The sequence below is a fragment of the Corynebacterium sp. HMSC08C04 genome, from assembly GCF_001807495.1.
GTDB lineage: Bacteria > Actinomycetota > Actinomycetes > Mycobacteriales > Mycobacteriaceae > Corynebacterium > Corynebacterium simulans.
The window spans coordinates 1-17,096 of the sequence record NZ_KV789231.1 but is presented as its reverse complement, the minus strand read 5'-3'; the positions used below and the strand labels follow the sequence as shown (position 1 = coordinate 17,096).

17 protein-coding genes are annotated in these 17,096 nt (G+C 61.2%); 9 read left to right on the top strand and 8 right to left on the bottom strand.

What is annotated here, in order from left to right; translation table 11 throughout:
- The 6 genes from HMPREF3169_RS12085 to HMPREF3169_RS12060 all read right to left on the bottom strand — a co-directional run bounded on the left by HMPREF3169_RS12085 (position 1) and on the right by HMPREF3169_RS12060 (position 7,743).
- Positions 1–1,197, bottom strand: coding sequence for a glycosyltransferase family 4 protein (locus tag HMPREF3169_RS12085; RefSeq protein WP_061920433.1), 1,197 nt, complete (start codon positions 1,195–1,197; stop codon positions 1–3).
- 23 nt (positions 1,198–1,220) lie between these two features.
- Positions 1,221–1,745, bottom strand: coding sequence for a DUF3592 domain-containing protein (locus HMPREF3169_RS12080; protein WP_246815643.1), 525 nt, complete (start codon positions 1,743–1,745; stop codon positions 1,221–1,223).
- 15 nt (positions 1,746–1,760) lie between these two features.
- Positions 1,761–3,386 (bottom strand): 2-succinyl-5-enolpyruvyl-6-hydroxy-3-cyclohexene-1-carboxylic-acid synthase, encoded by a 1,626-nt coding sequence (menD, locus tag HMPREF3169_RS12075; RefSeq protein WP_070456851.1) that lies wholly within the window; start codon positions 3,384–3,386, stop codon positions 1,761–1,763.
- A 33-nt stretch (positions 3,387–3,419) separates the two neighbouring features.
- Complete coding sequence (locus HMPREF3169_RS12070) at positions 3,420–4,085, bottom strand: hypothetical protein (protein WP_070456848.1); 666 nt, start codon at positions 4,083–4,085, stop codon at positions 3,420–3,422.
- A gap of 60 nt (positions 4,086–4,145) precedes the next feature.
- Positions 4,146–6,575 carry an excinuclease ABC subunit UvrA gene (locus tag HMPREF3169_RS12065; protein WP_070456846.1) on the bottom strand — a complete coding sequence of 810 codons (2,430 nt, stop codon included), beginning with the start codon at positions 6,573–6,575 and terminating at the stop codon, positions 4,146–4,148.
- Between the two features lie 148 nt (positions 6,576–6,723).
- On the bottom strand, positions 6,724–7,743 hold the full coding sequence (locus HMPREF3169_RS12060) for an o-succinylbenzoate synthase (RefSeq protein WP_070456843.1): 1,020 nt from the start codon (positions 7,741–7,743) through the stop codon (positions 6,724–6,726).
- Positions 7,744–7,819: 76 nt separating this feature from the next.
- On the opposite strand from HMPREF3169_RS12060, the gene HMPREF3169_RS12055 reads away from it, so the two are divergent.
- The 8 genes from HMPREF3169_RS12055 to menE all read left to right on the top strand — a co-directional run bounded on the left by HMPREF3169_RS12055 (position 7,820) and on the right by menE (position 14,792).
- A complete protein-coding gene (locus tag HMPREF3169_RS12055) occupies positions 7,820–8,281 on the top strand; it encodes a DIP1984 family protein (protein WP_070456840.1) in 462 nt (153 codons plus the stop codon).
- 294 nt (positions 8,282–8,575) lie between these two features.
- Positions 8,576–9,544 carry a 1,4-dihydroxy-2-naphthoyl-CoA synthase gene (locus HMPREF3169_RS12050; protein WP_070456914.1) on the top strand — a complete coding sequence of 323 codons (969 nt, stop codon included), beginning with the start codon at positions 8,576–8,578 and terminating at the stop codon, positions 9,542–9,544.
- A 15-nt stretch (positions 9,545–9,559) separates the two neighbouring features.
- Positions 9,560–9,709: a hypothetical protein gene (locus HMPREF3169_RS13200; RefSeq protein ID WP_162839570.1), complete on the top strand. Its 150-nt coding sequence runs from the start codon at positions 9,560–9,562 to the stop codon at positions 9,707–9,709.
- A gap of 376 nt (positions 9,710–10,085) precedes the next feature.
- Positions 10,086–11,252, top strand: a complete 1,167-nt coding sequence (locus HMPREF3169_RS12045) for a metal ABC transporter substrate-binding protein (protein ID WP_062035962.1) — start codon at positions 10,086–10,088, stop codon at positions 11,250–11,252.
- 6 nt (positions 11,253–11,258) lie between these two features.
- Positions 11,259–11,945 carry a metal ABC transporter ATP-binding protein gene (locus tag HMPREF3169_RS12040; RefSeq protein ID WP_023020501.1) on the top strand — a complete coding sequence of 229 codons (687 nt, stop codon included), beginning with the start codon at positions 11,259–11,261 and terminating at the stop codon, positions 11,943–11,945.
- Complete coding sequence (locus tag HMPREF3169_RS12035) at positions 11,942–12,775, top strand: metal ABC transporter permease (protein WP_023020500.1); 834 nt, start codon at positions 11,942–11,944, stop codon at positions 12,773–12,775. Before HMPREF3169_RS12040 ends, HMPREF3169_RS12035 begins: the two co-directional genes overlap by 4 nt.
- A complete protein-coding gene (locus tag HMPREF3169_RS12030) occupies positions 12,775–13,602 on the top strand; it encodes a metal ABC transporter permease (RefSeq protein WP_023020499.1) in 828 nt (275 codons plus the stop codon). Before HMPREF3169_RS12035 ends, HMPREF3169_RS12030 begins: the two co-directional genes overlap by 1 nt.
- 56 nt (positions 13,603–13,658) lie before the next feature.
- A complete protein-coding gene (gene menE, locus HMPREF3169_RS12025) occupies positions 13,659–14,792 on the top strand; it encodes an o-succinylbenzoate--CoA ligase (RefSeq protein WP_070456838.1) in 1,134 nt (377 codons plus the stop codon).
- Here the strand turns inward: menE and HMPREF3169_RS12020 are convergent, their stop codons facing one another.
- Positions 14,793–15,464 carry a metal-dependent transcriptional regulator gene (locus tag HMPREF3169_RS12020; RefSeq protein ID WP_062039180.1) on the bottom strand — a complete coding sequence of 224 codons (672 nt, stop codon included), beginning with the start codon at positions 15,462–15,464 and terminating at the stop codon, positions 14,793–14,795.
- 215 nt (positions 15,465–15,679) lie between these two features.
- Between HMPREF3169_RS12020 and HMPREF3169_RS12015 the strand changes: the two genes are divergently transcribed.
- Positions 15,680–16,570 carry a 1,4-dihydroxy-2-naphthoate polyprenyltransferase gene (locus HMPREF3169_RS12015; RefSeq protein WP_070456836.1) on the top strand — a complete coding sequence of 297 codons (891 nt, stop codon included), beginning with the start codon at positions 15,680–15,682 and terminating at the stop codon, positions 16,568–16,570.
- A 266-nt stretch (positions 16,571–16,836) separates the two neighbouring features.
- On the opposite strand, the gene HMPREF3169_RS13290 is transcribed toward HMPREF3169_RS12015, so the two are convergent.
- Positions 16,837–17,096 (bottom strand): hypothetical protein (locus tag HMPREF3169_RS13290; protein ID WP_210387504.1); only part of this gene is annotated, 260 nt, incomplete at its 5' end.

Sequence of the window (17,096 nt, the reverse complement as noted above, 5' to 3'; positions counted from 1 at the left end):
TTAGGCCACGCGTGCACCGAGGGCACGCGCCGCCCACCGCGGCAGCTCAGGGCGCTGACCCAGGATGGTCAGCGGCACGCGGCGAGTATCTTCCAAGACCTCCTCGTAGTAGCCCAGAAGCTGCTCACACAGCGCCTTCCACGTCTTGGAAGAAATCGACTCACGGGCATTCGCACGCAACTCCTCGTGGATTTCTGGGTTCAGCAGCGCATCGACGGCGTTGGGGAGATCCTCGACGAAGGTCGCGACTTCGAGAAGCAGCCCGTTGTAGCCCTCCTGAATGAGATCCACTGGGCCTCCGGCGCGCGGCCCAATCGTGGGGACGCCGGAAGCCTGCGCCTCCTGAATGGCCTGGCAGAAGGTTTCGAATTCGCCCGCGTGAACGAAGACGTCGAGAGAGGCATAAGCTTGGGCCAATTCGTCGCCGCCGAGCGCGCCCGTGAAGTAAGCGTTGGGCAGCTGTGCCTCCAGCAGTGGACGCTCTGGGCCATCGCCAACGATGACCAGCTGAATATCGGAGCGATCATTCAGCGCAGCCAGACGGTGCACGCCCTTTTCTGCAGCAAGACGGCCAACGAAACCCACGACCTTCTTGCCGTCTGCGCCCCACTGCTTGCGCAACTGCGCGGAGCGCTTAGACGGGTGGAAACGCTCCGCATCCACACCGCGGCCCCAGTGGCGCACATTTTTGATGTTGTGATCTTCCAAATCGCGGATGGTCAACGAGGAAGGCGCGAGCGTCATCTGGCAGGCGTTGTGGATGGTGCGCAGCCACTCCCAGGTGGCATAAGCCAGCGCGGAAGCGTGGTACTTGGTAGCGAAACCGGCGACGTCAGTTTGGTAGAGCGCCACCGACGGAATGCGTTGCTGACGGGCGGAGAAGGCCCCGGCAGCACCCAGAACAAAGGGGCTGGCCAGGTGGATGATGTCGGGCTTGAACTGCCGCAGTGCCTCGTCCACGGCAGTGGTTGGTACGCCGACAGGCAGCGAATCAATCAACGGGATGCGCACGGTGGGAACCCGCACGATGGGAAAGCCTAAGTAATCCGCGATTTCCTCCTGGCCCTCGCGCGCACCGGGGGCAATGACCAGGGCCTCGTGCCCGGTTTCTGCCAGGTGCTCAAGCACACGCAGCACGGAGTTGGTCACTCCATTGACGTTGGGAAGGAAGGACTCTGCCACAATCGCAACACGCATGGGTTCAATAATCCCCTATTTGCCTAGGATTCCGGTGAAGCCTGCGGAAAATTTTGGTTAACACTTTCATTTGCTTGGCGACGCCGCTCCGCCGCCCGCGTGCTCAATCCCACCGTCCACCATGCTGCCGCGGCAATCAGGCTGGCCACGACCATCGAGGAAAGCGCCGGGAGGATAGACAGCGTCCATTCGCGGCCCTCGACCTTTACTAGGTCAGGGTCACTTTGCGAGTAGAGCACCCAAACCTGTTGGCCCTCCCCCAGCCCGGTGGGATAAAGCAGGCCGGATTGCGGGGATTGGTAGATGCCTTCGGAGTCCTGGAAATCGACGTAGGTTCTTGTGATTCCTACGTCCGTGACCGTCGCCAGCGCGCGGCCCGGATTGGACTCGATGGAGCGATCGTTTAGGAAAGCCCCCACCATCATCCCCAGCATCGCGACAATCGACGCCGCGTACAACGCAATGATGAGCTGATGCAGGCGCCGGCGATACACGACAGGCGTGTAGCGCGGGGCCACTGCCGTCTTCGGCGCCTTGGGCGGCCGCACCGGAAATGCGCCCACCTACTGGCCGACCTTTGCAGTCAGCTCCGCCTGCAGCTGGCGGCGGGTCTCACGGGTGGTGTGTGCTTCGACGATGGTAACTCCGGTGGAGTATTCCTTCAGCTCGGCGAGCGTATCGAGAAGCTCCTGTGGTGTATTCGCCGCGCGGTACTCGGCACCGAAGGCTTCCGCCACCTGTTCCAGTTTCATTCCGTGCGGGGTGCCGAAGGCCTTTTCGAAGGAGGGGCGGAACGGCTCTGCGCCCTGTTCCAGGAGCTCGAAGATGCCGCAGCCGTCATCATTGGCCACCACGATAGTGAGATTTTCCGGGCGGGCCTCGCCTTCTGGAACAAGAAGTGAGGTGGCGTCGTGGAGGAAGGTGACATCGCCAAGCAATGCGATAACGCGCGGGGCGCGCCATGCATCAGCTTCGCGGGATTGGGTGGCCAGCGCGATGCCCATGGCCTGTGCGATGGTGCCGTCGATGCCGGCGGCGCCGCGGGGTGAGAAGGTATCCACGCCGTCGAAAGGCAGGCCTACCAGCGAGGCATCGCGGACCGGGTTCGAGGCGCCTAGGACCAAGGTGTCTTCGACGGAGAGGGTATCCCCCACCGCGGCGGCGACGTGCAGGCCGGTGAAACCAAGCTCCTCGTCCTCAAGGACCTCGCGCACCCCGGAGGAAGCCATCTCAGCGGCGCCCTCGCAGATCTTCAGCCACTCGCGGCTCGGCTCGCCGGTGGTCTTGACCGTGGTACCCAAGGTGGCTTGCTCGCCACGCGGATTGGTGAAATCGGCGCTGCGGGAAAGAACGAAGAGCTCGATATCTGGGTCGTTGATGAGCGCCATGACGCCGCGGTGCAGCGTAGGATGGCCCACCACGATGACCTGCTCGACCTTGGTGTTAACCACGTAATCGTTAGCCGAGACCTGCGCGCGGCGGAAGATATGAGCCGCCGCTGGGTGCACCGGGTGGAATGGTGCCGGCGCAGTGGGCTCGGCGATGGTCGGAACGTCCTCGAGGCCTTGGACCTCCCAAGCTTCGTCGCCGGCGATAACGAGCGTGTTCTTGCTCAAGTCAACCTCGACCTCGCCGTGGTTGACAGGCCGCGGCGTAGGCGCCTTGCGGGAGGTGTGATCAGACGGCTTTTCCGGCAGTGACTCGTGGAGAAGTGGAACGTCAAAGGCAACGTTGATGTGCACCTGCAGGTCACGAGTAAAACGCTGCGCAACCTGCGGAATGTCTGCTTCCTCAGCCACCTGGGTGGTCGCAGCGTAGACGCCGAAAATGCCCTGCTGCTGAATGGTCTGAGAAGCGCCCGTGCCCACCAAGCGTGCGGGACGATCGGCGCTGATGACAGCCAGCGGGGTATGCGAGTGGGCTGCCTCCACCATCGCTGGCAATGCGTTAGCCACGGCAGTGCCAGACGTCATCACAACGCCAACGTGGCGGCGCTGCACGCGCGCCATGCCCAGGGCAGTAAAGGCCGCGGAGCGCTCATCCAAACGAGTGTGAACGCGGATATCCTCGCGAGCCAACAGCGCCAAAGAAAGCGGCGCGTTGCGGGAGCCTGGGCAGATAATGACGTCAGACAGGTGGCGCGCCAATTGCGCAGCCACCGCCTCCGCCAGCTTCATGGAGTCAGTCATGGTGCTCCATAGTACTAGCTGGCGTTTAGGGGCTTAAGCTCCCTGGGAGTTGCCGTTACCGTTGCCATTCCCATTGCCGTTTCCGCCGCCCAGTAGGTCGTTCAGTAGACTCTCTAGGTCCTCGCCACCCTGATCCAGTTGATCCTGTACGTCTGGCGGAAGATCGGTTGGCAGCTGGTCGATCGGGTTTTCACTCTGTGGTGCTTCCTCGGTGACCGTTTCAGTAACGGTGGTGGGCTTTTCCTCAGTAACCGTTGCGGTGGAAGTTACCGTCTCCGGCTGGGAATCCGCCTCGGAGCTGGCGTTGCGCCACATGAAAAACAGTGCGCCGGCCGCGATAACTGCCAGGGCCGCAATAGCAGCGAAGACGCTGGTCAACCCAGAACCGCCGCTCTTACGCTTGCGTTCCGGCTCCACCTCATAGCTGGAGGGCACCGGCTCGTAGCCGGATTCATAGCCAGAGCCATAGCCGCTAGGCTGACCATATCCGCCGGGGCTTGCTTGAGGCGCCGGAGACTGTTGCGCGCCCTGGCCAGGAAATACCTGACGCGGCCGCTCCTCTGACGCGCCGAATTGACGGGTAGCGTCGTTGCTACCGAAGCCCGAGTTGGAGCCCGGCCCATACCCAGTCACGCGACCAATCTGCCGGGTTTCATCGTCAGAGTAGCCGCCGGAATTATTTCCAAAGTTATTAGCCATGCTCCTAGAAATACCCTATTTTCCTGTAGAAACACAGGCAGAAACCCGCAAGCCGCCTTATTAACTTGCAGCTGCAGCCAGCGCGCTGCCAGTTGGACTGTCCTGCTTGGCAACCTCGCCTGGCGTGCCGGTAGCCACAATCTTTCCTCCTGCCGCACCGGCACCAGGGCCCAGCTCGATGACCGTATCTGCCTCCGCGATAACCGAGAGATTGTGCTCGACCACGACGACGGTCTGCCCGGCGTCGACAAGCTTGTGCAGCTCCGCATTCAGCAAGGCGATGTCCGCTGGGTGCAGACCAGTGGTTGGCTCATCGAGGAGGTAAACCGTGTGCCCGCGGTGGGAATTGCGCGAGCGCTGCAGCTCGGTGGCCAACTTGATGCGCTGAGCCTCACCGCCGGAAAGCTCGGGCGCGCCCTGGCCTAAGCGCAGGTAGCCCAGCCCCACGGCCTGGAGGGTCTCCAGCGCGCGCATGATTGCGGTGACCTGCGCGGAGCCTTCAGCGGCGGCGAATACCTCGTGGGCGTCGTCAACGCTTAACTCTAGGATCTGCGCAATCGTGCGCCCGTCCCACGTCACCTCGAGTGTTTCAGGGTTATAGCGTTTGCCCTGGCAATCCGGGCATAGCGTGTAAGAACCGGGAAGGAAGACCAACTCAACCTCGATCTGCCCCGCACCGCCGCAGGTAGGGCACTGCCCTTGCTTGACGTTGTAGGAAAAGCGCGAGACCGTCCACTTGCGCTGCTTGGCTTCTTGCGTGTTGGCAAAAAGCTTGCGGACGTGGTCAAAGAGGCCGGTATAGGTCGCGAGTGTCGAGCGCGGCGTGCGGCCAATGGGCTTCTGAGTGATTTGCACCAGGCGGGTGACTTCACCGAGATTTTCTGTGTTTTCGACGCTCCACTGCCGGGCCGCGCCGTCGGGTTGTTCCTCGGCGTCGGTCACGGCAGTAGCCTGCTCGCGCAACAGACCTGCAAGAACCGTCGAGACCAACGTGGACTTTCCCGAACCGGAGACACCCGTGACTGCAGTGAAGGCGCCTAGCGCAAAGTCCACGTCGAGCCCGCGCAGATTGCGCGCCTTAATGCCGCGTAAGTGCAGTTGTTTCTCGCTCTTTCGTGGGGTCTCATTCAATGCCAAACGACGCCGCGCCAGCGCCTTACTGGTCGGGGTATCGGCAACATAGTCGGCGACTGGGCCGGAGTACAGTACCTGGCCGCCGCCTTCGCCGGCGTGAGGGCCGACGTCGACAAGCCAGTCAGCTTGTGCGACCAAATCCATGTCGTGCTCAACCAGCAGGACGGTGTTGCCGGCGGCGACGAAGCGGCGGCAGATGTCCATGACGGCTGTGCGCTCCTCTGGGTGCAGGCCAGCGGAGGGCTCGTCCAGCACGTAGGTGACGCCGAAGAGCCCCGAGCGCAGCTGCGCGGCGAGGCGGATTCTTTGTAATTCGCCGGCCGAAAGCGTCTCCGTGGGGCGGCCTAGGCTCAGGTGCGCCAGGCCGAGTTCCAGGGCGGAGGTCAAGGCAGGAATAACCTGTTTGAGTAAGAGATCCTCGGCGCTGTTTTCTTCCGGTTTCTGCTTGGCAAGCAACTCGTGGAGCGCATCCAAGGGCAGGTCGTTGAGGGTGTCGATTGGCAGGCCCGCGTAAGTGACCTGCAGCGCGCGCGGATTCAGCCGGCGGCCCTGGCAGGTGGGGCAGGTGTGTGACTCCATGTACTGGAGCGTGCGCTTGCGCACGCTCTCGGACTGCGTTTCCGCGAGAGTCTTGTTGAGGTAGCTGGCCACCGAGCGCCACGTGCCTTCGTAGTTGCGCTGAATCTGGTCAGCGCCGCGCAGTGGCTTGACGGTGACCACGGGGCGTTCCTCGGTGAAGAGGATCCAGTCTCGGTCTGCGCGCGGGAGCTCGCGCCACGGGGAATCCATGTCATAGCCCAAAGTCATGAGGATGTCATGGAAGTTCTTGCCTGCCCATGCACCGGGCCAAGCGGCGATGGCGCCCTCCTCGATGCTCAAGGACTGGTCGGGAACCATCGACTCCTCGGTCGCCACATGCACCACGCCCGTGCCCTGACACTCCGGACACATCCCCTCGGGCGTATTCGGCGAAAAGGAATCGGAATACAGGCCTTCCGGGTTATCCCCGGCGCGCGAATAGAGCAGACGCACGGAATTGGAGATGGCGGAAATCGTGCCGACGGTCGAGCGTGCGCCGCCCGCTGAAGTGGACTGCTCGAGGGCCACTGTGGGTGGAAGGCCTTCAATCTGGCTGACCTGCGGATCCACGGCGGAGCCGATGAGGCGGCGTGCAAAAGGTGCGACGGATTCGAGGTAGCGGCGCTGGCCTTCTCCGTGGATGGTGCCGAAAGCAAGGGAAGACTTACCGGAGCCTGAAACGCCAGTCACGGCGACGACCTTGCCGCGCGGAATATCGACGTCGACGTTGCGCAGGTTATGAAGGTGGGCGTCGCGGACGCTAATCATGCCAGTCATGGCCGCCAGCCTACCGCGCACAAACTCAGGCCAACAGTGCACATTTTGCCAATTAGTGGCGGGGATCCTGGCGTTTTCCAGGCGCTAATTGGCAAATTGTGCGGTTTTCCACGCCGCACAAACGCCGTTGCAGATAGAAATAAAAACCCTAAAGGAACTGCCAACACTCACGCACGCGCGCAAACCACCAATCCCGGCGCTCGGGCGCGGCCGCCAGGTCGGACAAGCGCGCCGGATCCGGTAGGAGCGGGGTGGCGGCAAGGTGCCCGTCAATCAGTTGGCGCGGCTCCGTGACGTCTTCGAGGAACAAAGAGCCCGTGGCCAGCCCAGCGGCGGCAGGAGTGACGTCGACGTCTTCGTCATCAAGAATCTTCGGCAGCGCCGCGACAGTGGCCAGCCCCATGCCGATTCCCACCGAGGTATCCAAGGCCGAAGCCACCGTAATATCCATGTGGCGAGAACGTAGATGCTTGGCGACGTCGAGCACCCTGCGCACTCCGCCCAAAGGCGCCGGCTTTACCACCGCGACGTCGGCTGCCTGCAGATCAGCCACGCGGTACGGGTCCTCGACCTTGCGGATAGACTCATCGGCCGCAACGCGTACGAAAAGCCCGTTGCGCATCAGCTGGCGACGCACCTCCGCGAGTTCTTCTGCGCTCGCGCAAGGCTGTTCCATATAGTCCAACGGCATCAAAGCCTTGGCTGCCTCGACTGCCTGCTCAACGCTCCAGCCGCCGTTGGCGTCGACGCGAAGGACGGGGACGCGTCCGCGCTCGGTGATGTAGTTGCGCACGGCGGTGACGCGCGCGATGTCGTCGGCAAGCGTCTGGCCCTTCTCTGCAACCTTGATCTTGAAGGTGCGGCAGCCTGGGTAGCACTCCATCACGGCAGGAACCTCGCTGGCAGGCACGGCGGGGATGGTGCCGTTGACCTCGATGAGATCGCGGACTGGTTCCGGGAAGCCTTCATAAGCCGCCTCCAAGCCGGCTGCCAACCAATGTGCCGACTCGGCTGGGCCGTATTCCAGGAAAGGTGAGAACTCGCCCCAGCCTGCAGGACCCTCGATAAGCAATGCTTCGCGGGTTGTTATCCCACGAAACTTCACGGCAAGCGGCAATGAGACAACATGGGCGCGGGATAGGACGTCATCGATATGCATGGCTTTCATGGTAGCGCCCTCAGACCATTGACCCCCTCCCCGCTCTGCGCTATTTTTGGGAACCTATACCAATAAAGGAGGAATTATGCTGCTAGCTGAGGCATTGGCGGAGCGCGCCCAGGCGCAAGAGCGTCTCAATAGCCTGCACGAGCGGCTGCTCGCCGTGGTTCGCGTGCAGGAGGGCGATACCCCGGAGGAGGATCCGCAGGAGCTGCTGCGCGAGCTCGACGGCGTGACCGAGCGCATCGATGAGCTGGTGCAGGCCATTAATGCGACAAATATCGCCACCGCCTTCGATGAGAAGATGAACTTAATGGAGGCCCTCGCTCTGCGGGACGGCCTTGTGCGCAAGCGCCGCATCTACCACGACTTGGCGCAGCGGGCGGGCACACGCTCGGATCGTTATTCCCGCAACGAGATTAAGTTTGTCTCCACTATCTCGGTGGCGGATATGCGCAAGCGTGTCGACGATCTGTCTAAGCAGTACCGCGAGCTGGATACCCGCATCCAGCAACTGAACTGGAATACCGAACTGAAGAACGGATAGTCATATCGCGCGCTGCTTAAAGCGCGCGATGGTAGCCCACACGCCTGCAGCGAGCAGGCCCCCACCCTGGAGGGGAAAGTTCAGGGAATGCAGGCCCCCTTTAGCGCTTTAAGGGGCGGGGAGTTCGAGTCTCCCCACAGCATGGAGTACCGCGCTGGTATGGCGTACACGGGTATTGTGCGGGGCAACAACCTCGCAGTATCACGTATTGATTATTACCAGCCTGCTGGGCAGCGCGTGTGGGTGAGGGTTGGGAATGGGGACTATTCTTCTTTTGCCACTAAGCTGGCCGTTATGAGCGAGCAGAAAAAATACAGCACCGATAATCCCTTTCGGCCGGAATTGTGGCATTCCGTAGAGGGGTTTGAAGACCTCACGGATATCACCTACCACCGGCTCATCGGAGACAAGCGCGAGGACGGCATCGTCCGCATCGCGTTTGACCGCCCGGAGGTGCGCAACGCGTTCCGCCCGCACACGGTGGATGAGCTCTACCGCGCCCTTGACCACGCCCGCCGCACGCCGGATGTGGGCACGATTTTGCTCACCGGCAATGGTCCGTCCGAAAAGGATGGCGGCTGGGCTTTTTGTTCGGGCGGCGACCAGCGCATTCGCGGCCGCTCCGGGTACCGCTACGCCACCGAGCACGCCCACGATGATGCCACCGCTGATGAATCCACCGTGGACACCGCCCGCGAGAAGGTCGAAGGCGGCCGCCTACATATCCTCGAGGTCCAGCGCCTTATCCGCACCATGCCCAAGGTGGTCATCGCCGTGGTCAATGGGTGGGCGGCCGGCGGCGGGCATTCCCTGCACGTAGTCTGCGACATGACCATCGCTTCCCGCCAAGAGGCGCGTTTCAAGCAGACCGACGCCGACGTCGGATCCTTCGACGCCGGTTATGGCTCGGCCTACTTGGCCAAGATGGTGGGCCAAAAGTATGCCCGCGAAATCTTCTTCCTGGGTCGCACTTACGACGCCCAGCGCATGTACGAGATGGGCGCCGTCAACGAGGTCGTCGATCACGCCGACTTGGAAGATGCCGCCATCCAGATGGGCCGCGAAATCAACGGCAAGTCCCCGACGGCCCAGCGCATGCTGAAGTTCGCCTTCAACCTGACCGATGACGGCCTCATGGGCCAGCAGGTCTTCGCCGGCGAGGCGACCCGCCTGGCATACATGACTGACGAGGCCGTCGAGGGCAAGGAGGCATTCCTCGAAAAGCGTGATCCACAGTGGGAGCAGTTCCCGTACTACTACTAGTCAGGAGTTGGCACGATGTGGATTTTCGCCATCGGCTTGGCCACACTTGCGCTGGCGGGCGTCATCGGCTCGCGCGTATGGATGCTTCGCCACATCAAAGACGCCGAAAGGCGTGGGGAGCGTCCCTTCGATCAGGAGGACACCCCGCGCAATCCGTACATGTAGGAAGGCATAGACGCTGCGGGGAATGTCGTGAGGCATCTCTGGGACCAAGGTGAGACATCATAAACTTTTGTGGACATGTCCATAGTTCATACGTAAAGTGTTGAGCATGAAACTCAGCAACTCATTCGTCATGCTCGTCGCCGCCGGCCCCGGCATGCACTCCCTGGACCAGCTTCTCTTCAGCAAGAAGACAAAAGTAGCCAACTAAGGCCACCGCTTCCCAACCTCTCACCTCATCTATTGAAGTGAGAGGATTTTTAAGTTTTAGCAGCTAAAAGAGGAGATAGGACTGCCTAAGTTCATAATATTGAACAATCTAGTTCAAGGGTGCTAGTGTTTGTTGAGTTCACTTCTCCCAATGCAAAGGAAGTTCATGATGAGCTCAAATCACAGCACCCCACGCCGGCCCCTACAGCGCATTCTCGCAGGCACCTGCGCCCTAGCACTCGGCGCCAGCCTCGCCGCTTGCAGCGCCTCGAAAGAATCCACCGACGCCGCAAAACCGAAGGACGGCGACACCGTCAAGGCCGTGGCCACGACTACCCAGATCTGCGACTACCTCACCCAGATAGCCGCCGGCGGCGTCAAGCTCCACAAGGTCGACTCCCAAGGTGCAGAGACCACCTCCGGCGAGGGCCCAGTGACCCTCGACCTCACCTGTTTGCTCGCCCCCAACGCCAGCGCCCACGAGCACGAGATGACCCCACAGCAGATGCAGGCGCTCTCCCAGGCCGACTACATGTTCGTCAACGGAGTCGACCTCGAGCACTTCCTCGACCAAGCCGTGGACTCCTCCGGCTTCCACGGCGTCATGGCCGTGACCTCGGGCGTCAAGAGCGAAGGCATGAGCGATGGCAACGGCAAGTACACCATCGACGAGGGCATCGAACACGTGAGCCCGCGCCCGTGGCCTTTCCCGGGGGAGGACGGCGAGGCCCCAGAATTCAAGTACGACCCGCACGTGTGGACCTCCCCGAAGCAGGCCAAGATTCAGGTCGACAACATCGTCAACACGTTGTCCCAGGCCTCCCCGCAGGCCAAGGACGCCTTCACCGCCGCCGGCAAGAAGTACACCGACCAGCTGGAGGACCTCGACAAGTGGGCCAGCGATTCCATGTCCGCAGTTCCTGAGCAAGACCGCGTGCTCTTCTCTTCCCACGACGCCTTCGGCTACTTCTCTAACGAGTATGGCGTGAAATTCATCGGCTCCGCACTGTCTGACTTCAACCACCAGCAGGACGCCACCTCGAGCCACATCGATGAGCAGGTAAAGAAGGTCCGCGAGTCCGGCGCCAAGGCCATCTTTGCGGAGAATTCCAACAACTCGAAGTCCATCGAGGCCATCGCCCGCGCCGCAGGCGTCAAGGCGGTTACATCCGACGACGCTTTGTACGGCGACTCGCTAGGTGTGCCAGGCAGTGAGGGCGAGACCTACATCGGATCCATCGTCCACAACATCAACACCCTGGTCAGCGCCTGGGACTCCAAGCAGCAACCGTTGCCAGAATCGCTGCAGGAATTCGACTTCGCCAAGCGCAAGTAGCTCTTTATGTCTTCCCCATTAGTCACTCTGCACAATGCCACCTGCGGCTATGGCGCCCGGGATATCCTCACCGACGTTGACCTTGAGATCCGCGCGGGCGAGGCCGTGGCGCTCCTAGGTTCCAACGGCGCGGGCAAATCTACCCTGCTCAAGGCAATCACTGGCCTGGCTGCCTTGCGCGGCATGGCCACCATCGACGCCTCGCTCGGATACGTCCCGCAGTACCAAGACTCCGACCTGAGCTTTCCCGTCACGGCTTACAAGGTCGTGGAAATGGGCCTTTTGCCCTCAGTGAGCTGGTGGCACAGGTGCACGAGCATGCGTAGCTACCGCGACTGCGTACTCAATGCCCTGCGACAAGTGGGGATGGAGCACCTCGCCGAGACGCGGTTTGGCCAGCTCTCGGGTGGGCAACGCCAGCGCGTGCTCATCGCGCGCGCGTTGGTTTCGGCCCCGGAGCTGGTGCTTCTCGACGAACCCTTCAACGGGCTTGATCAAGAAAGTCGCCGAATCCTGATTCAGATCATTGCGGATCTCAAGGAAGCAGGAATCGCCCTGCTCGTCTCCACTCACGACCCCATCTTGGCGCAGCACACCTGCGACTGGGCGGCGTTTGTGATCGACGGCAAGGTCCGCACCATGGGAACCGAGGAAGCAGTGGAAACCTATATGGAGCAAGGCGCGCGACTGTGATAGAGCAGATTCTCTTCGCCCCGTACCTGCGCAATGCTTTCCTCTTCCTGCTGTGCCTATCGATTGCGGGAGCTGCCATTAGCGTCCTCGTTAATCTCCGCCGCATGGAATTTACGGTGGAAGCCCTCGTGCACTCGGTTTTTCCGGGCATCGTGGTAGGGCTCATCGTGGGCGGCATCCCGGGCATCGTGCCGGGTGCGGCCGCGGTGGCCACGGTGACGGTGCTGGTGCTGGCTTCTCTGGGTTCTGGGCAGGGCCAGTCAGCGCAGAAGCTGGATATGGAAGCCGGAACGGCCGTGGTGCTGACCTTTATGTACGGCATCGGCGTGGTCATCAGTTTGGCCTATGGCGACAAGTCCGGGCAGCTGGAGGCCCTCATGTTTGGCCGGCTTCTCGACGTCACGCAGTCCAGGCTGGCAACCTCCGTCACGCTCTGCGTGATTGCGGCACTACTCATCCTGACAACCTGGCGCATGCAGATTCTCGTCGCTTTCGATACCACAGCGGCCCGCGCCATGGGCATCAACGTGGCGGCTTATGAGCTCATTGCGAATATCGCGGTTGGCCTAATCGTGGTGGCGGCTAGCTCGGCAGTGGGTGTGTTGCTGGTTATCGGTTTTATTGTCATTCCAGGCCTCTCGGCGCGCTTGATCGCAGGATCCCCGCGCAGCATGTGCTTCTGGGCTGCGGGTTTGTCCACGCTGGCAGTGGTGGTTGGATTTGCCATCATGCTGTCCCAAACCACGCACCAGATTTCGCCGCAGGCAATCGTCAGCTTGATGCTGGTTGCCACCGTGCCGCTAGCGGGCTTGAAGGGGGTATTTAGCTAATGGGACTGTCTCATCTTGATCCAGAGATCCTGCGGATGCCCCTCCTTGAGGCCATCGCTGTGGGATGTTTATCTGGCTTGGTTGGAACCTTGATGGTCATGGGCAAGCGCGTCTTTTTCGCTGAGAGCCTGTCGCACGGAATCTTCCCCGGCGCGGTGCTCGGTGTAGTGGTGGCCAACCTTCTGAGCTTGGATCTCTCCACGGGTTTGATGGTAGGCGCGGCACTGTTCTGCCTGCCTTTGGCCTGGCTTATGCGGTGGTTGAGTACCGTCGAGGGCATTTCTTCGACCGCTGCCGCCGGCGTGACGCTCACCCTAGGATTTTCCCTGGGCATCTTGTTGCTGCGCTGGTTCCAACCGCTACCTATCCACGTGGATAGCTTTCTCGTGGGCTCGCTGACCACTGTCAATGCGCAGGATGTCTGGTTTGTCGGCGCGCTGGTGGTGGTCAGCCTTGGCGTGCTGGTGGCATTTCGCCGGACGTTAGTCTCCTTCTACTTCGACCAGACGTCCTTCCGCGCACAAGGCGGAAAGCCCGGCCGCTATGACTTGCTTACCCTCACGCTTATCAGCGTGACCATGGTGGTGGTGATTCCCGCAGTGGGCACTATCTTGTCCCTGGCGCTGCTGGTAGCCCCGGCGGCGGCGTTGCAGCCGTGGATCAAGCGCCCGACCCAGCTCATGCTCGGTGCCGGTATCGCGGGCATTGCGCTGGCATGCGGCGGGCTCTGGCTGGCGGCCGCACTCAGTTTGTCGGCGGGCGGCTGCATCGCGGTGCTGGCGGGTGTGTTCTATTTGCTCAGCATGGGGCTGCGCGCCTTGCTCTAAACGCCCGGCGCGCCGCCTCCCGGGACGAGCGATATGCCCGGGTAACCTGATTATTCGTGACTCATATCCTCGCCCCACTCCCAGTCGATCCCCACAATCCCGCAGGTATTTTGGATGAGCTCGAGAGAGCCATCGCTGGGCAGACCACGCTCTTACCCCTTCCCGCAGCGGACCGCACGCGGGCGGAATTGCTGCGCAACCACATGCGCGCGGGCGAATCGATTGCTGAGGACATTGCTTTGGTGGTGGCTACCTCGGGTTCCACGGGCACACCGAAGGGTGCGCAGCTAAGCCCGCTTAACCTGGTGGCGAGTGCGGATGCCACCCATTCTTTCCTGGGTGGACCCGGCCAATGGCTACTGGCCATGCCCGCCCATCACATCGCGGGCATCCAGGTGCTCGTGCGTTCGTTGGTGGCGGGTGTGGAGCCACTGTGCCTCGACCTGTCTCAAGGCTTTAACATCGCCGAGTTCGCCCGCGCAGCAGAAGAACTCGCTCACACCGAAGACCGCATGTACACCGCGCTCACGCCGATGCAGCTGCACAAGGCACTCGATTCACTGGACGGCATCCAAGCACTGCGCCGCTTCAACTCCATCCTGGTGGGTGGAGCAGCGCCGCATCCCCAGCTATTAGAATCTGCGCGCAAGCTCGACATCACCGTGGTAACCACCTATGGCTCCTCGGAGACTGCGGGCGGTTGCGTCTACAACGGCACTCCCCTGCCCGGCACCGAGGTGCGCATCGGGGACGATAACCGCATTTTCCTGGGCGGGCCGACCATTGCGCAGGGCTACCGCAATGTGGAATCGCGCGACTTCGTCGATGGCTGGTTCGCCACTTCCGACGCCGGAGAGCTCGACGCCCACGGTCAGCTCACCGTCACTGGACGTCTGGACAACATCATCAATTCGGGCGGCCTGAAGTTGCACCCAGAACAGCTGGAACAGCTCTTGTTGCAGGTTCCGGGCGTCGACAGTGCATGCGTGGTGGGCATCCCTGATCCGCGTCTTGGTCAGATGATCGCCGCAGCTTACACCGGCTGGGCTTCGCGCACCGACATCCTCGAAGCGCTCGATGACCTGCCTCGGTGGCAGATTCCGCGCGAGATTATCCGCATTGCTGAGATGCCGCTGACCGGCCCCGGCAAGGTGGACCGTCGTGGTGTCGCAGGGCTCTTTAAGAACTGATTAGGTTTCGTTAGCGCGCACTGTCACGTCGGCGGCCGCGACTTCCGCAAGGGAGAACTCCTTGTCCCCTGCGTGCAGGTTGAGCAGGCCCGCAACGCGGGAATCAACTACGACCTCGACGCCCAAGCCGACGCCGTGGCTGTCGAGGTAGCGCAACAGCTCGGTGTCCCCGTCGCATACCCGCTCGATGGTGACAGGGGTGTGAAGGGGGACGTCGTCAAGCGTGAGCGTGCCAAGGTCCTCGATGCTGCCCTGCGCATCGGGGATGGGATCGCCGTGGGGATCGCGCTGAGGATGGCCCAGGTGCTGATCGAGGCGATCGATGAAGCGATCGGAGCATGCATGCTCGAGGAGATCGGCGTCCTCGTGAACCTCGTCCCAGGTGTACCCCAGTTCTTTAACCAGGAAGGTCTCGAGGAGACGATGGCGGCGGACCATGCCCATGGACAGTGCCTGCCCCTCTGGGGTCAGCGAAACGCCAGCGTAGCGCTCGTGTTCCACCAGCCCTTGGGCAACGAGACGCTTTACGGCTTCGGACGCCGTGGGCACCTTTTGGTTCAATCGCCCCGCCAGTTCTTTGAGCGCGATGGGCGCGCCGCCAGAGTGCTCGGAGAGGTCCCACAGGGCTTTGAGGTAGTCCTGGGTACGTTCAGGGAGATCGCTTAAGTGCATGACATTCATCGTAGTAAAGGCCTTGCCCCGCGAGCGATTCACATGATAACTTTTAGGAAAGTTCAACGCGTTGAACTTTTGTCACGGGTGTGGCCCACAGCCGTCCTTTCTTGGGTATGTACGACGCGCTTTTGCCATACCCGTGGCTTTTATATGTCCGCCGTGTGCGTCCCTTGTGCACAGCATGTCCGCGGTGGCGTGGCACAATAACTGACATGTCACTTTCTGCCTATCCCGCAACTGCCAAAGACTGGTTCCAAGGCGCTCGCCCGCATACATGGGCAAATGCTTTCGCCCCAGTCATCGCTGGTACTGGCGCCGCCGCGGCTGCCGACGGCGCGCACTGGGGCCGCGCCTTTCTCGCACTCATTGTGGCGTGGGCGCTCATCATCGGCGTCAATTACGCCAATGACTACTCCGACGGCATCCGCGGCACCGACGACGACCGCACCGGCCCGCAGCGTCTAACCGGCGGTGGGCTGGCGAAGCCGCAGCACGTGAAGTACGCGGCCTTTGCTTCGTTCGCAGTTGCTGCCATGGCTGGCATTGCGTTGTCTTTGGTAGCGAACGCCGCGTGGTTCATCTTGGTAGGCGCGCTTTGTATTGCTGGCGCATGGTTTTATACCGGTGGCAAGAATCCGTACGGTTACCGTGGCCTCGGTGAGGTCGCTATCTTCATCTTCTTCGGATTGGTGGCGGTACTGGGTACCCAATTCACACAGGCAGGCCACATCACGCTGACGGGTCTTGCGCTCGCAGTGGGTATTGGTGGAATGAGCTCTGCGGTCAACTTAGCCAACAACATTCGCGACATCCCCTCCGACACTGAGGCCGGCAAGATTACCTTGGCCGTGCGCTTGGGCGATAAAAAGTCACGCAACCTGTTCATGTGGCTGCTGCTCATCCCGGTCCTGCTGACCATTGTCATCGCATTCGATTCCTGGCTAGCGCTCGCGGCGTTGGTTTACTTCCCGTTCGCACTACAGGCGGTGCGCACCGTCAACCGCGGCGCCCGCGGCCCCCAGCTCATCCCGGTGCTCGGCATCACTGGCCGCGCAATGCTGGTATGGGCGCTGGTCAGCGCGATTGCTCTTTTTCTCGTCTAAAAATTCTTACTGTCAGCCTTCCCCGTAGGGAAAACGTACGCCGAAGGGCAAGACCTCCAAGCGAAGTTAAAAGTTGCCGATTTAAAATTTTCTGAAATTTAAATCACAAACATTACTCAGAGTGATACACTTCACTCACTTCGTTTTATCTGTCCGCACAGAAAGGTCGAAAGTTGTTTATTTTCGATGAGATTCCAAAAATCGAATCTGTTGGGGGTCTACCCCATCACGGGTAAGAGGGCGAGAGGCTGTGGCCGAGAGTAAGGTCACAATCCAACTGCCCAATGCCGTAAGTCTGGAAAAGTGTCTCCGACAGCTTGAAATTTCTGACCAAAGACTTGCAAAAATGGGCCCGAATAGACCAGGCGGCCCCTACGATTGGCAATTCGTTTTAAGCGAGTCATTCGACGACGGTAGCGCATGTGTTCACTTTGGCGTTTCTTGGTATGACTTGGAATTTTTCTTAGAAAAGAAAGACAGTTTCCGCGACAACCTGCTGAGAGCGGCTTGTTGGTAGGGGTGTTGC

Coding starts and splice junctions, on each gene's coding strand:
- HMPREF3169_RS12065 (WP_070456846.1), bottom strand. CDS start 6,575: ATGACTGGCATGATTAGCGTCCGCGACGCCCACCTTCATAACCTGCGC.
- HMPREF3169_RS12040 (WP_023020501.1), top strand. CDS start 11,259: ATGTCTTCCCCATTAGTCACTCTGCACAATGCCACCTGCGGCTATGGC.
- HMPREF3169_RS12085 (WP_061920433.1), bottom strand. CDS start 1,197: ATGCGTGTTGCGATTGTGGCAGAGTCCTTCCTTCCCAACGTCAATGGA.
- HMPREF3169_RS12060 (WP_070456843.1), bottom strand. CDS start 7,743: ATGAAAGCCATGCATATCGATGACGTCCTATCCCGCGCCCATGTTGTC.
- HMPREF3169_RS12020 (WP_062039180.1), bottom strand. CDS start 15,464: ATGCACTTAAGCGATCTCCCTGAACGTACCCAGGACTACCTCAAAGCC.
- menD (WP_070456851.1), bottom strand. CDS start 3,386: ATGACTGACTCCATGAAGCTGGCGGAGGCGGTGGCTGCGCAATTGGCG.
- HMPREF3169_RS12055 (WP_070456840.1), top strand. CDS start 7,820: ATGCTGCTAGCTGAGGCATTGGCGGAGCGCGCCCAGGCGCAAGAGCGT.
- HMPREF3169_RS12030 (WP_023020499.1), top strand. CDS start 12,775: ATGGGACTGTCTCATCTTGATCCAGAGATCCTGCGGATGCCCCTCCTT.
- HMPREF3169_RS12050 (WP_070456914.1), top strand. CDS start 8,576: ATGAGCGAGCAGAAAAAATACAGCACCGATAATCCCTTTCGGCCGGAA.
- HMPREF3169_RS12015 (WP_070456836.1), top strand. CDS start 15,680: ATGTCACTTTCTGCCTATCCCGCAACTGCCAAAGACTGGTTCCAAGGC.
- HMPREF3169_RS12045 (WP_062035962.1), top strand. CDS start 10,086: ATGAGCTCAAATCACAGCACCCCACGCCGGCCCCTACAGCGCATTCTC.
- HMPREF3169_RS13200 (WP_162839570.1), top strand. CDS start 9,560: ATGTGGATTTTCGCCATCGGCTTGGCCACACTTGCGCTGGCGGGCGTC.
- HMPREF3169_RS12070 (WP_070456848.1), bottom strand. CDS start 4,085: ATGGCTAATAACTTTGGAAATAATTCCGGCGGCTACTCTGACGATGAA.